This is a genomic window from Cellulosilyticum sp., assembly GCF_982396655.1.
Genome location: NZ_CEVXFV010000004.1, coordinates 109,654 through 124,604, shown reverse-complemented (window position 1 = coordinate 124,604; position 14,951 = coordinate 109,654). Strand labels below are relative to the sequence as shown.

The 14,951-nt window shown below is 33.9% G+C and carries 13 protein-coding genes, 1 pseudogene and 1 other annotated feature; of the genes and pseudogenes, 11 read left to right on the top strand and 3 right to left on the bottom strand.

Annotation, left to right across the window (positions count from 1 at the left end):
• Positions 1 to 77 precede the first annotated feature (77 nt).
• Positions 78 to 938, bottom strand: coding sequence for a patatin-like phospholipase family protein (locus AC1VAQ_RS03165; protein ID WP_302595120.1), 861 nt, complete (start codon positions 936 to 938; stop codon positions 78 to 80).
• Positions 939 to 1,072: 134 nt separating this feature from the next.
• The gene (locus tag AC1VAQ_RS03160; RefSeq protein ID WP_302595121.1) at positions 1,073 to 1,687 is read right to left on the bottom strand and encodes a DedA family protein; all 615 of its coding nucleotides are present in this window, start codon (positions 1,685 to 1,687) and stop codon (positions 1,073 to 1,075) included.
• A gap of 175 nt (positions 1,688 to 1,862) precedes the next feature.
• Here AC1VAQ_RS03160 and AC1VAQ_RS03155 point away from each other — a divergent pair.
• The 8 genes and pseudogenes from AC1VAQ_RS03155 to AC1VAQ_RS03120 all read left to right on the top strand — a co-directional run.
• Positions 1,863 to 1,985: pseudogene (locus AC1VAQ_RS03155) on the top strand (methyl-accepting chemotaxis protein); the annotation flags it as partial.
• 158 nt (positions 1,986 to 2,143) lie between these two features.
• The gene (locus AC1VAQ_RS03150; protein WP_302595122.1) at positions 2,144 to 3,298 is read left to right on the top strand and encodes a Card1-like endonuclease domain-containing protein; all 1,155 of its coding nucleotides are present in this window, start codon (positions 2,144 to 2,146) and stop codon (positions 3,296 to 3,298) included.
• A gap of 160 nt (positions 3,299 to 3,458) precedes the next feature.
• Entirely contained in the window at positions 3,459 to 5,051 is a 1,593-nt protein-coding gene (locus AC1VAQ_RS03145) for an ABC-F family ATP-binding cassette domain-containing protein (RefSeq protein WP_302595125.1), read from the top strand.
• A gap of 400 nt (positions 5,052 to 5,451) precedes the next feature.
• Positions 5,452 to 5,625, top strand: a complete 174-nt coding sequence (locus AC1VAQ_RS03140; RefSeq protein ID WP_302595128.1) for a hypothetical protein — start codon at positions 5,452 to 5,454, stop codon at positions 5,623 to 5,625.
• Positions 5,626 to 5,737: 112 nt separating this feature from the next.
• Positions 5,738 to 6,352, top strand: coding sequence for a DUF2238 domain-containing protein (locus tag AC1VAQ_RS03135; protein WP_302595129.1), 615 nt, complete (start codon positions 5,738 to 5,740; stop codon positions 6,350 to 6,352).
• Between the two features lie 17 nt (positions 6,353 to 6,369).
• Entirely contained in the window at positions 6,370 to 8,274 is a 1,905-nt protein-coding gene (locus AC1VAQ_RS03130) for an ABC-F family ATP-binding cassette domain-containing protein (RefSeq protein ID WP_302595131.1), read from the top strand.
• 207 nt (positions 8,275 to 8,481) lie between these two features.
• Positions 8,482 to 9,549 (top strand): SGNH/GDSL hydrolase family protein, encoded by a 1,068-nt coding sequence (locus AC1VAQ_RS03125; RefSeq protein ID WP_302595133.1) that lies wholly within the window; start codon positions 8,482 to 8,484, stop codon positions 9,547 to 9,549.
• Positions 9,550 to 9,578: 29 nt separating this feature from the next.
• Positions 9,579 to 10,142 carry a rhomboid family intramembrane serine protease gene (locus AC1VAQ_RS03120; RefSeq protein WP_302595135.1) on the top strand — a complete coding sequence of 188 codons (564 nt, stop codon included), beginning with the start codon at positions 9,579 to 9,581 and terminating at the stop codon, positions 10,140 to 10,142.
• 168 nt (positions 10,143 to 10,310) lie between these two features.
• Here the strand turns inward: AC1VAQ_RS03120 and AC1VAQ_RS03115 are convergent, their stop codons facing one another.
• On the bottom strand, positions 10,311 to 11,675 hold the full coding sequence (locus AC1VAQ_RS03115; RefSeq protein ID WP_479903449.1) for a sodium-dependent transporter: 1,365 nt from the start codon (positions 11,673 to 11,675) through the stop codon (positions 10,311 to 10,313).
• 304 nt (positions 11,676 to 11,979) lie between these two features.
• On the opposite strand from AC1VAQ_RS03115, the gene rpsA reads away from it, so the two are divergent.
• From rpsA to AC1VAQ_RS03100, 3 genes are all read left to right on the top strand, one after another.
• Complete coding sequence (rpsA, locus tag AC1VAQ_RS03110) at positions 11,980 to 13,113, top strand: 30S ribosomal protein S1 (protein ID WP_302595139.1); 1,134 nt, start codon at positions 11,980 to 11,982, stop codon at positions 13,111 to 13,113.
• Between the two features lie 192 nt (positions 13,114 to 13,305).
• A complete protein-coding gene (locus AC1VAQ_RS03105; protein WP_479903448.1) occupies positions 13,306 to 14,442 on the top strand; it encodes a hypothetical protein in 1,137 nt (378 codons plus the stop codon).
• A gap of 19 nt (positions 14,443 to 14,461) precedes the next feature.
• Positions 14,462 to 14,686 (top strand) — a binding site (T-box leader).
• A gap of 46 nt (positions 14,687 to 14,732) precedes the next feature.
• Positions 14,733 to 14,936: a hypothetical protein gene (locus tag AC1VAQ_RS03100; RefSeq protein WP_302595142.1), complete on the top strand. Its 204-nt coding sequence runs from the start codon at positions 14,733 to 14,735 to the stop codon at positions 14,934 to 14,936.
• Positions 14,937 to 14,951: the final 15 nt, after the last annotated feature.

The window sequence follows — 14,951 nt, the reverse complement described above, 5'->3', positions numbered from 1 at the left end:
AGGGTGTATATAAAATATCAGCTTATTATCTTAAACGCTGATATTTTATATACACCCTTTTATAGCTTGATAAGTAATTAGCGCATGAAATCAAGTAAATCAGGCATGCGAGATAAACCTTCTTCATAACCATCGTCAAAAAGCAATTTGAGCTTATCAGCATTTTTTTCAAAACGATCAAGCTGAAGTGGATTAGGAGGGCTGATAATAAAGGCATGCCCCTCTTTTTCTAATGTTTCGAGTTGTTCTAAAGAAGCATTATAATGAATATGTCGATGTGCCATTTGATGGACCAGTTCAGGGTAGCTGCTGAGTGTACGCTGTGCTAATAGATGCATACTTTTAGAGTAAGCTTTACGATAGCCACGATTACGTGTAGAAATAAAAATGTGATGTGTATTGCCATCTTCTATGGATTTGTCAATAGGAATACCATTAACAGAGGCACCATCTAAATAATACTGACCACGAATTAAAACAGGTCTTGATAAACAGGGAATACTGCTTGAGGCACGAAGCATGAGCAGCGTTTCATCTTTGGTACGTGCATCTTTTGGATGCATATAAAATGTTTTACCTGTACGACAATGTGTTACACCTGCTTTAAAACAAGTATCAGAGGCATAAAAAGTATCAAAATCAAAGGGGTCAAGTTCATAGGGTAAGTCATGAAAAAGAAAATCCATAGCAAAGTAAGCCCCTTCTTTTAGTAAGTTAGTAAAGTGGATAAAGTGTTTGTCTGTAACCCACTTTGTATAAAGTCGTTCATTGCGATCGCACTGATTTGAGAGATAGTCACTGGTAAGGTTAGCACCTGCAGATACACCAATAATATAAGGGAATTTTAGCTGGTGCTCATTAAATGCTTTAAAAACACCTGCAGTGAAGGCACTACGCATACCGCCACCTTCTACAAGCAGTGCTAATTTTTTTTCCATTTTATAATCCTCCTCTTGTGTATATGAAATACACTATTTACAATCTAATGTATTTTGAGATGTAAGCTGAGTATTTTAAATTATACACTTAATTTTATTATAGTATTCAAAAAAATAAAGTACAAGGAGAGGATTTACTTAGCTTGTTTCTTTTGAAGCTTTAATAAAATAAAGCCAATGAGAACAATAGCAACGAGGGTGAGCACAATATTACTGTAAGTATTTAAAAGACTTTCAATAAGTGTCCAATTATTACCAACATAAAATCCCAGTGACATAAGCACAAGATTCCAGAGGGCAATACCTGTCGCAGAGTAAAGCAGAAATTCAACAATAGACATACGGCTAACACCAGCAAAAAGCGAAATGTAAGTACGTGTAAGAGGAACAACGCGGGTAAATAATACGGCCCAACGCCCATAGGAAGCAAACCAAGTATTAAATTTATCCAAAGCAGTTTGTAGACCAGTAGAACGTTTAGAAAGACGTGCTAGTAGCGGTTCGCCACCATAAAAGCCAATAGCATAGCAAATAAGAGAACCAGACAGACCAGCTAGAATACTTACTAAAAAACTAGGTAAAAAAGAAAGTGAAGTTTGAGGAATACTCATTCCTACAAAGGGAAGTACAACTTCACTGGGAATAGGAAAGCAAGCATATTCAAGTCCTATAACAAGGAAAATACCTATGTAACCTAGTTTCTCAATAAGATAAATCATATAGTTAACGAAAGAAGTAAGTATAGACACAATAAACCTCCTTAAAAAATACAAATTGATTTTTTGATATATTTTATCACTATGAAACTAAAAAGAAAAGAATGTAAATAATTTTATAATATATTTTATGAGGACAAACTTAAAACATACCAAAAAATTGTAAATAATTATTACACGAATCATGGGAAAAAATGTAAAAAGTCTTTTGAATAGGCAGTCAGAAGGAATTCAGTCTATTATTACAATGATTACTGGCATTACAAGACAAACAAATCTTTTAGCACTTAATGCCTCAATTGAAGCTGCTAGAGTAGGAGAAGCCGGAAAAACTTAACACAGGTGACAAACCATTTAAAAGATGCATTAGAGGAATATCAACTATAAGACAAGTTTTAAATAGCTAAAGACCAAAAGGTATATTTAGCTACTTTTTTATATAGAATAAGGACATAAGTAGTCGTAATTATTAGGAGAGAAGATGGCATCATGACGAAATGGCACATACTCATTCATTTTATTGAGAATTTTAATGACGAAATGGCACTGCTAACGAAGATTTTAGCTCCAAAACAGGTTGTTCTAGTATCAAGTGAAAAGCTAACGCCTCAAAGTAAGTTGCAACAAGTCTTGAATTATATGAAATCAGAGCGTATACAAGTTGAAACGCAGGTGGTATTTTATGAGCAAGAAGAGCCTTTAGAGCTTACAGAACAGCTCTTGCCTTATTTAAAAGAAGAAGCGGCTGTTAACTTGGCAGGAACCTCACCGTTAGAGGCTTTACTTATGACAAATTTAAAAAACAAATATAAAGTTACTATGTTATATCCTGATATCCGGCAAAATCGCTTATATGTTTTTAGACAGGATCAGTTAGAAGTACAAATCTTATCAAAGGTAATTGGTTCGCTAGAGGTAAAAGATTACTTAGCATTAGGTGGAGGCCTTGTCTTACAAGATGAGAAAAGTAAGTATGAAACGCCGTTGTATGAGGCAATGCTTCACTTTTTGCTTGAGCATTATGAGGATATATTTTCGAAAATCAAGCATCTGTTTAAGCCCACTACCTTACATTTTAGTGCGCCTTATGAAAAGGAATTTTACTTTGAAATAGGTAGGTTAGATCTTGAAAGAGAGCATCAAATTGCCTTAAGACATTATCTAGAATACTTAAAAGAGATAAAATGGATTAGAAGATTTGAAGAATATAAAGTAAGTACTCGAGTTTATGCACAAAATAAAGAGATAGAGCATTATTTAAGTAGTGGTGCATGGCTAGAACATGTAACCTATTACTATATGAAAAGCATTCCCGGTATTAGAGATGTGCATACAGGATTTAAGTTTGCCTGGCATACAACAGAAAAACATGTGCACAATGAGCTGGATGTGGTGGCTACATTAAATAATCATTTGATTTGTATTTCATGTAAAGATACAGATAAATATGATTACCAGACTTTAAATGAGTTAGAAGTGTATGCAACGAGGTTAGGGGGACCAGAAAGTATTAAAATACTTGTTACAACAATGCCACCTATTAAGAGTAGTACCTTGGACCGGGCAAAAGGAATGGGGATTCATATTATACAAATTGAAGATAGCCTCAAAACATTAAGTGATAAGTTAAATACCTTGGTGTAAAATTTCCACATTTTATATGGTCAATGTTTCATAAAGTATGTTATAATACAAAATGTTGAAGTAAATCACCCCAAGGGTAGATTTCAAAGAAAAAAATGTCATATTTAAGTTTACTATAAACTTAAGTCATGAAATCTATAGATAAAGGATGATAAAATAGATGATTACAGTAAATAATATGAGCCTGCAATTTGCAGGAAGAACGCTATTTAAAGATGTTAATCTTAAATTTACACCAGGTAACTGTTATGGTGTAATTGGTGCAAATGGTGCTGGTAAATCTACTTTCTTAAAAATCTTATCTGGTGAGCTGGATAGCACAACAGGTGAAATTGCAATTCCAAAAAACATTCGTATGTCTGTTCTTAAACAAGACCACTATCAATATGATGAGTGTCAAGTACTTGAAACAGTTATCCGTGGAAATGCAAGACTCTTTGAGATTATGCAAGAAAAAGATGCACTTTATGCAAAAGAAGATTTTTCTGATGCAGATGGTGAAAGAGCAGCTGAACTTGAAGGTGAGTTCGCAGAGATGAATGGTTGGGAAGCTGATTCAGAAGCATCACAACTTTTACAAGGACTTGGAATTGGTACAGATTTACACTACTTACAAATGAAAGAGCTTCAAGGTGGGGAAAAGGTTAAAGTTCTCCTTGCACAAGCTTTATTTGGTCAACCAGGAATTCTTCTTCTCGATGAGCCTACTAACCACTTAGATATTGACTCAGTAGAATGGCTTGAAGATTTCTTATTAGATTTCCCTGGTACTGTTATCGTAGTATCTCACGACCGCCACTTCTTAAATACAGTATGTACACATACAGTAGATATCGACTTCGGTCAAATTAAAATGTACGTAGGAAACTACGACTTCTGGTATGAATCAAGTCAAATGATGCAACATTTAATGAAAGCACAAAACAAGAAGAAAGAAGATCAAATTAAAGAACTTCAAAACTTCATTCAACGTTTCTCTGCTAACAAATCTAAAGCGAAACAAGCGACTTCTCGTCGTAAGTTGTTAGACAAATTAACACTTGATGAAATGCCAGCTTCTTCAAGAAAATATCCATTCGTACGTTTCACACCAGATCGTGAAGTAGGTAATGAAATTCTTACAGTAGAAGGTCTTTCTAAAACTATTGATGGTGTAAAAGTACTTAACAATGTAAGTTTCCGTGTCAATAAAGATGATAAGATAGCTTTCATTGGTGAGAATGAGATTGCACAGACAACATTATTCAAAATCTTAGCAGGTGAGATGGAGCCAGATGAAGGAAGCTTCAAATGGGGTGTAACAACTTCTCAATCTTACTTCCCTAAAGATAATACAGAGTTTTTCGAAGGCTGTGAATTAAACCTTATTGACTGGCTTCGTCAATACTCAGAAGATCAAACAGAAAGCTATCTTCGTGGTTTCCTTGGACGTATGCTCTTTGCAGGTGAAGATTCACTTAAACCAGCAAAAGTATTATCAGGGGGAGAAAAAGTAAGATGTATGCTTTCTCGTATGATGCTTTCTGGTTCTAACGTTGTTATGTTAGACCAACCAACTAACCACTTAGACCTTGAGTCTATTACAGCAGTAAATGATGGTCTTATTGAATTCAAGGGTAATGTACTCTTTACTTCACATGACCACCAATTCATGCAAACAATTGCAAATCGTATTATTGAAATTACAGAAGATGGAACAATTGATCGTATCGGTACTTACGATGAGTTTTTAGCTTTCAAAAAAAGTAAATAATTAAGAGAATGTGGCAAATAGCTGAGCTGTTTTGCCACATCTTTTTGATATGAGAATAACTGTGGATTTAATGTACAAAAAGGAGCTCTTACGAAGATAATTTCGTAAGAACTCCTTTTTTTAAAGAAGATAGACGTGAGTCTAAGTCTTATACTAATAAGCTAAAAAGCATTATTAGTGGGATAAGGCTAAGGATCGTTCTAGTTGCAGCATAAAAGATTTCAAAGAATCTTTTAAAATAGAACGATTGGGGTTCAAAATCTTAAAAATGATGGAAGTATGACAGGGTGTGTTGGGTGCCAGTGCATCTCTTATTAAGATGCATTCATAGTATAAGCGAAAATGGAGAGATTTATGCTATAATAATTGAAGAGCATTAAAACTTTAAGGAGGCATTACTATGGAAAATTATTTTTACAAATGTGAAATATGTGGTTATGTACATATTGTGCCAGCGTATTGGGTAAGTTTTTCACCAGAAGAAGAGGTAGAAGCACCACATATATGTCCTGAGACAGGTGCATGCTGCGAAAATATGGTACTTCATTTGATGAGTGAGATAGAAGAAGTTTAAGACATAAGATAAGTTATTTAAGCATGTGATTAAAAATAACATGAATACATAAAATAAGTAAGAATGCCGTAAGCATTTTACCATAACTCTAAGGATATAAAGGAGTAGCACAATGAAAGTTAGTAAAATAATTATTGGGATATGTAGACTTATTTTTATTTTAAATGCTGTTTTTTTATTATTTATAGGACAGTGGGGACAAGGACTTGCACTAATAGGGAGCTTGCTTTTGACATTTTTGCCGGAGGTGTATACCTGGCTTAGCAAACTTAAAATTCCTAATAATGCCTGCATGTGTTATGTCATTTTTGTATTTTGCTGTCAATGGCTAGGAACTTATTTGAGGTTTTATGATGTGTTTTTTTGGTGGGATATTTTGCTTCATTTTACATCAGGCTTTCTGTTAGGTTATATAGGGCTTGTTGTACTAATGAGCTTAGATTCAGATTATACACTGTTTAAGGCTAAAAGATACATTGTTATTGCACTTTTTGTATTCACCTTTTCGGTGATGTGTGCCGCTATGTGGGAAATTTGTGAGTATTCAGCTGACCAATTACTTGGTACCTTTACGCAGCTCGGTAGCCTTAAAGACACAATGGAAGACATCATTTGTGGAACAATTAGTGCCTTTTTATTTGCAATCTATACGTATTGTGTACTTAGGAGAGAAAAAAGCTCGTATGCGACATCGTTTATGCGTTTAAATGAAAGACAAAAAAGATAATAGAAAGAGGAAGAAATATGATTTTATTGTCTGTAAGTGATATTAAAAAAATATATGGTGAAAAAGTCATCTTTGATGATATTGCCTTAAGTATTGATAGTAGTGAAAAAATAGGAATTATTGGTGTAAATGGGACGGGAAAAAGTAGTCTTCTTAAAATCATGGCAGGCTTAGAAGTACCAGATCAAGGTGAAGTCATCACTTCAAATGAACTTGTGATAGAGTATTTACCACAAAATCCATATTTTGATGAAAATTCTACTGTGCTTGAGCAGGTTTTTAAAGGTACTTCACCTATTATGAAGGTATTGCGTGAATATGAAAAAGCTACGCAACAGTTGGAAAAAGATCCTATGAATGAAAAGCTTCAGAAGCAGCTTATGGATTTAAGTGGACAAATGGATGCCCAAGGTGCGTGGCAACTTGAAAGTGAAGCAAAGGCTATTTTAACACAGCTTGGAATTAATGATTTTGAACAGAAGGTAGCAAATCTTTCAGGGGGACAACGTAAGAAGATTGCCTTAGCAGGTGCACTTATTCGTCCATGTAATTTACTCATATTAGATGAGCCAACGAACCATTTAGATAATGATACAATTGATTATTTAGAAAATATGCTTAAAAATAAAAAATGTGCCTTAGCTATGGTAACCCATGACCGATACTTTTTAGAGCGTGTTACAAATTGTATTGTAGAGATTGATCAAGGTAAGCTTTATAAATATGAAGGTAACTATGAAGCCTTTCTAGAACAAAAAATGCTTCGTGAACAAATTGAAGAGCGCCAGAGAGAAAAGGATGCAAGTCTTTATAAGCAAGAACTTGAATGGATGCGTAAGGGTGTAGAAGCCAGACGTACAAAACAAAAAGCAAGACAGGAACGTTTTTATGAATTAGAAGACCGCATGAGTAGCAATAATAAGCAAACAATGGAGATTGGTCTTGGTAGTAGTCGACTTGGTAAGAAGATTATTGAACTGAAAGATGTTAGTAAAAGCTTCGATGGCAAGTGCGTTATAAGTGACTTTACTTATACAGTTGTAAGAGGCGATCGTATAGGGATAGTAGGAAATAATGGAATGGGGAAATCTACACTACTAAACCTTATTGCTGAAAAATTTGCACCTGACACAGGAAGTGTAGCTATTGGTGACACCGTTAAAATTGGTTACTATACACAAGAAAGTAAAGATATGAACACAAAGCTTCGTGTTATTGATTATATTAAGGAAAAGGCAGAGTATATTAAAGCTGCAGATGGAACAATGGTATCTGCAAGTAAGATGTTAGAACGTTTCTTATTCCCACCTATTTTACAATACTCACCAATTGAGAAGCTTTCAGGAGGGGAGAGAAGAAGACTTTATCTTTTAAGTGTACTAATGGATGATATTAATGTACTTTTACTGGATGAGCCGACAAATGACCTTGATATTTACACACTTCAAATATTAGAGGAGTATATTGATAATTTTAATGGTCCTGTTATTGCAGTATCTCATGACCGTTATTTCTTAGATCGCATTGCAGATAAAATATTTGCATATGAGGGTGAAGGCAAGATTATTTATACACCAGGCAACTATTCAGATTACTATGCACGTAAAATACAAGAAGCTGAAGAAGTTGTGGTAAGGAAAGAAAAGGCAGCAGCACCTAAAAAAGAAAAGGTAAGCATTGGTAGCCCTAAATTAAAATTCTCATTCAAAGAGCAAAGAGAATATGAGCAAATTGATGGAATTATTGAAGCCTTAGAAGAAAAGCTTCAAAGTATTGAAAATGATATGGTCACACATGCTACAAACTTCGGAAAGCTTCAAGAACTTACAGCTGAAAAGGAAAAAATAGAAGAAGAGCTGATGATGCAAATGGAACGTTGGGAATATTTAAATGAACTCGCAGAACGCATTAAAAATCAATAAATAAAAAGAAGGTAATAAGATACTTTTAAGTGTTTAAGGTGATGCTGCCAAGTGGCAGTATCACCTTATTTTTGAAAGATAAGAAAATAAAGGTTGAATTAATTATAAAATATTAAAAATTAAAATATTTTGTGATATATTAAGATTAGAGTGTGTATAGATTGCAGATCTATAAGCTTTAGTTACTTAGTTAAAAGGAGTAGAGAGATGAAAGTAAAGGGGACCAATGTAAATATTAAAGCATCAGGTAGGATTTACACCCATGATGAAGTGGTGTATTTAAACTATTCTTGTACCTCATTAGAATTTGACTGTATAAGTCAGAAGGTAAGTGTGAGGTTATGGACAGATGGGAATCAAGGAGAAAAAATGTTTCAGGCTAGAATGGCTGTTTTCATTAACTATGAAGAGGAACCTTCTAAACGATTTATATTAGAAGAAACTGAGAAGGACTATATACTTTATGAAAGCAGCACATCACAAAAAGTACATATTAAGTTGATGAAATTATCAGAAGCAGCATTTAGTAAAGTAGCAGTTAAAGAATTTGATATAGTAGGTGAAATCGTGCCACTAGAGATACAAGCTAAGGCACACAAAATAGAGTTTATAGGGGACTCTATTACATGTGGTTATGGTATTGAAGGTATATGGAATAAAGATACATTTACAACGCATCAAGAAGACCCCTGGAAAGCTTATGCAGCTAGGACAGCACGTTATTTTGATGCAGACTTTCATTTGATTTCATGGAGTGGTATAGGTATTATTTCTTCATGGACAGATAACGGAGAACTTAATAATGAATGGGTTATGCCAATGCTTTATCCTTATACAGATAGAGGGCTTGAAAATACGTTGCAGCATAAGGTTTATGAAAAGTGGGATTTTAATAAATTTAAGCCAGATTGTATTGTTGTGAACTTAGGAACAAATGATAAAAGTTATACAGGAGAAAATAAGCAACTTATAGATGCCTTTGGAGAAAAATACTACGAATTTTTAAAGGTTATAAGAGAGAATAATCCACAGGCAATGATTATCTGTACATTAGGGGTTATGGGGCAAGAACTCCTGCCGGAAATCAATAAACAAGTTGCACGTTTTAGCCTTGAACAAAAAGATAGTAAAATTATAGCTATGCCATTTGAAATGCAAGAAGAAAAAGATGGTATAGGTGCAGATTGGCATCCAAGTGAAAAAACACATCAAAAAATGACAGCACAACTAGTAGAAACAATAGGTACAGTAATGCATTGGGAAAAAGCAAAATAAATTTTTAAAGAAAGGTAGAATTTGGCAAGGTGTTAAAAAGAATAAGATACAATGCACCAGTTATATTAACTTTTACGCTAATATCTTTTGCCGTATTAGTATTAGGTTATATAACAAATAATCGGAGCACAGAAACATTTTTTATGGTATACCGCAGTTCACTTGCTAACCCCCTCTTTTATTTAAGGCTCTTTACACATATATTGGGGCACGCTAATTTAGAACATTTTGTAGGGAATTTTACAGTTATTCTTTTAGTGGGACCTATGCTAGAAGAAAAATACGGAAGTCGTAAACTTCTTGTAATGATTACTTTAACAGCATTAATAACAGGACTCATTAATGTGATATTTTTCTCGAGTGCATTGCTTGGTGCAAGTGGCGTAGCCTTTATGTTTATTTTATTAAGTTCATTTGCTAATAGTACAGAAGGAACAATTCCTTTAACACTTATATTGGTAGGTGTTATTTACTTAGGAAATGAAATTATAAGTGGCATGACTGTTAATGATAGTGTGTCACAATTGGCCCATATTGTGGGCGGTATATGTGGCTGTGGTTTAGGCTATATATTTAGACCGATCTCAAGATAAAGAGATGCTGTGAAATAGTGTCTAGCTTTTGTAAGGGGAAAAGAAAAGTTAATAAGTTATTTTGAAAATACAAAGGAGCTACTGTGAAACTAGTCAAATAGTTTCGCAGTAGCTCTTTTTACCCTAGATTGATAACACAATGGTGATTGGGTGAGCTATGTTTTAGCGTTAGGCTTGTATGCCTAAAAGAAGAGAAATCATTAAGATAAGAATAACAGGTGGAATAATCCATTTAAGAAGGAAGTTGAAGAAGTTCCCGAGTGCACCTGTTTTTTTTCCGCCTTTTTCAAGTTCAGCATTAAGGTTGCTTGTTTTCCAAATCCAAGTAGCTACGATAGCTGTAAATACAGCAACAAGTGGAATAGTAATATTGTTTGTTAAGTAGTCTAAGCTATCAAAGATACTTTTGCCTGCAATGCGAATGAAAGAGAGTGGACCTTCACCAGCAATGTTCATAAAGCCACCTAGTGATACAGCTACCACTACAAGCCATGTAGACACCCTACGTGAGAAATTTGTTTTTTCATCTACGAAAGTAATCATAATTTCAAGCATAGATACCATAGAAGTAATGGCAGCTACAACAATAAGTAAGAAGAATAATATACTAAAAATGCGTCCCCCAGGCATTTGTAAAAATACTTGAGGTAATGATTTAAATACAAGCGAAGGGCCAGCCGTTGGTGCTAAATTGTAAGTAAATACAGCAGGGAAAATTAAAAGCCCAGAGAATAAGGCAATAATTGTATCGGCAATGGAAACTTGAAGTGCAATGCCGCGTAGGTCTTGACTATCTGAAACATAGCTCCCATATGTAATAAGTGCACCCATGCCGAGGCTTAAAGAGAAGAATGCTTGACCAATGGCACTAATAATAACTGTAGGTGTAATTTCGCTAAAGTCTGGCTTAAATAAGAAAATGACAGCATCTTTAAAGCCAGGAAGGGTGATTGAGTAGAGGATAAGAACCACAAAAAGTACAAATAGAATTGGCATCATAATTTTTGAGTACTTTTCAACACCTTTTTGAATACCCATAGAGTTAATAAGCCCAGTAATACAAATAGCAATAAGTGCAAAAATAAATGGCGTCCACATTGAAGAAGCCATATTTGCAAAAACAGTATCAAAGTGAGTTACAGTATCGATGCCTTCAGCTACAGCATATAAGTTACCATTTAAAGATTGAAAAAAGTAAAAAATTACCCATCCAGTAATCATCATATAAAATGTAGCAACGAGGAACACTGTTAATGTGCCAATGATACCAACAACACCCCAAGCTTTTTTGCCTGTTACAACTGAAAAGGTATCTACGGCGTTAGTTTTTGCTTTACGGCCCATTGCAAATTCTGCATAAACAAGAGGGAAGCCCATAAGTAAAATGGCTACGAGATAAATGAGAATAAAGGCACCTCCACCATGTTTGCCTGCCATGTACGGAAACTTCCAAATGTTTCCTAAACCAATCGCTGAGCCGGCAGCAGCTGCAACGATTCCTAGTTTTGAACCAAAACTATCACGCTTAGTCATAAAAAAACCTCATTTCATTTAAAGTCTAAGTTATTTAAATAAAAACTCAAGTGTGCCTATTATATCTACAAAACTATTATTTTACAATTTAAAAAATATATTTCTAAATATTAAGTTTGTTTAAAAAATAAAAAATATAGCATTTTAGAAATGATAAAAGTTCAAAATATGTACAAATATATGATTGTCTTTGGAAGAATAAAAATGAATTTAATACATAAAACTTTTAAATATACTATATTTTTCACCCATAAGTGTGTATAATAAGAAGGTATATGTAAGATAACGAAGGAGGAGTACTAAAATGGAAGAAAACAATCTCACCATGGCAGACTTAATGGCAGAAGTAGATAAATCAATGGCGCGTATATATAGAGGACAAGTGCTTGAGGCAACAGTTATTCTTGTTCAAGAAAAAGGCGTAAGCGTAAATATCGGTTCGCAAAAAGATGGATTTATTCCTTGGGAAGAAATGTCATTTGAAGAAGTAGATAAAGCAGCAGTTAAAGAAGGCGATCAATTTAATGTTGTAGTAGTAAAAGTTGATGATGAAGAAGTTATCGTTTCTAAAAGAAGAGCAGAAGTTCAAGAAACACTTAACGAAGTACAAAAAATGTTCGAAAACAAAGAAACATTTACAGTACATGTAAAAGAAGTTGTAAAAGGTGGCGTAGTAGCACCATTTAAAGGACTTCGTGGATTTATTCCTGGTTCTCAAATTTCTCATACATATGTAGAGGATTTGAGCGCATATGTAGGTAAAGATGTAGAAGTAGAAATTATTGAATTTGATCCAAAAGCTAAAAAACTTGTTTTATCAGGAAAAAGACTTTCAGCAGATAAAGCTAAAGCAGATAAAGCAGCAAAACTTGCGACACTTGTTCCAGGTGAAAAAGTAACAGGAACTGTTACAAAATTAATGCCATATGGTGCTTTCGTAGACCTAGGTGGTGTAGAAGGACTTGTACACAACAATGAACTTTCTTGGACACGTATTAAACATCCTTCAGATGTTGTTAAAGAAGGCGACAAAATTGATGTACTCATTTCATCTATTGATGCAGCTACAGGTAAAATTGCATTAAGTCTTAAAGATATTACAGTAGATCCATGGATTCTTGAAACAGCTAACTTGGAAAAAGATCAAGTACTTGAAGTAACAATCACACGTTTTGCAAGCTTTGGTGCATTTGCTAAAATTAGTGAACATGTAGAAGGTCTTATCCACATTTCACAAATCTCAGAAAAACGTATCAACAAAGCAGAAGAAGCACTTGAAATTGGTCAAGTTGTTAAAGCTAAAATTGTAAATATCGATAAAGAAACTAAAAAAATCGGTCTTACATTAAAAGATGTAGAAGCACAAATGAATGATGATATGGCACAGTACATGCAAACAGAAGATGAAAAAGTAACAATTGGTGATGTCATTCAATAGTTATTATATATAAATAAAAGGACCCTTCGGGGTTCTTTTGTTTTGAAGCCATATATAGTGCTATTTCTTATTTACATAGGATGAAATACTGTTATGTGGTAAGCAAATATGATAATATAAAAGTTAATATAGAGAAAAAATCTATAAATATATAAAATGATTGCTATGTACAAAAGAGTAGAGGGGGATAACGTGAAAGCATTAAAGGCCTTATGGGGTACACTCACAAATAAAATTGGATTAAAACCAGTAGCAATGGATGAGAAGACGGTAGAAGAAGTATTTGGTGAACTAGAGTCAGTAAGTATAAAGAAAAAGAGGGTTACAGAATATCTTGTTGCACTAGAGGTTAAGGAAGAGGAAACTAAAAAGTTTGAGAAGCTAGATAAAGAAACAATTGGGCAACTTAATTTACTTGCAGGACGTGCAAAATCCATAGAAGAAAAAAAGCAAAATTTAAAAGGACGATTGATTCATCAAAATGCAGCACTTATGCGTCTTGTACCATATGAAGACGAAATACCAGAAATTATTAAAGAAATGCAGCAAGCAGAAAAACATAAAAGAGAAACTGAAAATAATATGTATTATTTAAAAGAAGAAAGGGAAGAACTTTTAGAAGAAAGAGAAGCACTCCTTAGTGGTTATAATTTCTTAAAAGGTTTTAGTGTGGCACTTATTTTGCTGATTAGCACTGGATTACTTGTAGTCTTTGCTATGATGCAAATATTAAGAGAAGCTGTATGGGCTTATTTAACAGGGGCAAGTATTTTATTTATATTATTTTTTGTAGGTATTCTTTATGCGAAGGAACGTATTGAAAAGGCTTTATCACGTAATAGTATTTTACAGAAAAAAGCTGTAAAGTATTTAAATAAAGCTAAGATTCGTTACTTCCATCAGATGCGTTATTTAGAATTTCAATATCATAAGTTAGGTGTAGATAGTGCAGCAAAATTAGAAATGTACTATACCCGTTATGTAAAAAATAAAAATAATGAAAGAGTTTATTTACAGATGAATGAAACACTTTCAGAAATAGAAGAAAAAATGCTTGTTCTTTTAAAAGAACATGATATTAATGTAGATTATATAGAAAACCTTACAGAATGGGCATTGAATCCTAAGAAGGTAAATGCCTTAAAGGCAGTAAAAACAGAGTATGAGAAGACTAAGGAACAGCTAGAATGTTTAAAAACCTATGAAGCAGAACTCTGGCAAGAGATTCTTGCTATGCAAGAAGATGAAGCTTTAAGAGAAAGCGTTACACAAAAGATAAAAAATTATCGAGAAAAGGAGATGCTTGACAAAGCACAAAAAGGTGCATAAAATATTAGTAATCGAATGAAAAGATGCAATGATAAAGAGGAGTATAATAGAACCCCGTTTAGAGAGAGAAGATGATACGCTGAGAGTCTTCTTACGAAAGGTCTATTAGAAGGTAGCTTTGGAGCACTATTTTTGAAATTAAGTAGGAAATAGCGGGTAAGCCCGTTACAGCATTAGAGTGCTTTGTAAGATTATTAAATCTGCAGAGAATTAAGGTGGTACCGCGAGCTATGTCGTCCTTATATGAATATAAGGACGCATGGCTCTTTTTTGTTTTGGAGGTATGAGTCATGAGTATGATAGGTTTTGTGCTTTTTGCCATTGGACTTATGGTTTTCTTTTTTGCAAAACGTATTGTCATGGCGAAAACCAAGTTAGAAGAGAAGGACAAAGAAGAATTTGGAATGCTTATAAGCGGTGCAGTGATTGCCGTTAGAATTTCAGGTTTTGTAGTGGCAGCCTTAGGTATTATTTTCTTAATGATAGGACGTTAAGAGACTCTAGATATA

What these genes read in the sequence shown, in the direction of transcription:
- AC1VAQ_RS03125 (WP_302595133.1), top strand. Translation starts at nt 8,482, where the DNA reads ATGAAAGTAAAGGGGACCAATGTAAATATTAAAGCATCAGGTAGGATT.
- AC1VAQ_RS03165 (WP_302595120.1), bottom strand. Translation starts at nt 938, where the DNA reads ATGGAAAAAAAATTAGCACTGCTTGTAGAAGGTGGCGGTATGCGTAGT.
- AC1VAQ_RS03115 (WP_479903449.1), bottom strand. Translation starts at nt 11,675, where the DNA reads ATGACTAAGCGTGATAGTTTTGGTTCAAAACTAGGAATCGTTGCAGCT.
- AC1VAQ_RS03140 (WP_302595128.1), top strand. Translation starts at nt 5,452, where the DNA reads ATGGAAAATTATTTTTACAAATGTGAAATATGTGGTTATGTACATATT.
- AC1VAQ_RS03150 (WP_302595122.1), top strand. Translation starts at nt 2,144, where the DNA reads ATGACGAAATGGCACATACTCATTCATTTTATTGAGAATTTTAATGAC.
- AC1VAQ_RS03145 (WP_302595125.1), top strand. Translation starts at nt 3,459, where the DNA reads ATGATTACAGTAAATAATATGAGCCTGCAATTTGCAGGAAGAACGCTA.
- AC1VAQ_RS03100 (WP_302595142.1), top strand. Translation starts at nt 14,733, where the DNA reads ATGAGTATGATAGGTTTTGTGCTTTTTGCCATTGGACTTATGGTTTTC.
- rpsA (WP_302595139.1), top strand. Translation starts at nt 11,980, where the DNA reads ATGGAAGAAAACAATCTCACCATGGCAGACTTAATGGCAGAAGTAGAT.
- AC1VAQ_RS03135 (WP_302595129.1), top strand. Translation starts at nt 5,738, where the DNA reads ATGAAAGTTAGTAAAATAATTATTGGGATATGTAGACTTATTTTTATT.
- AC1VAQ_RS03130 (WP_302595131.1), top strand. Translation starts at nt 6,370, where the DNA reads ATGATTTTATTGTCTGTAAGTGATATTAAAAAAATATATGGTGAAAAA.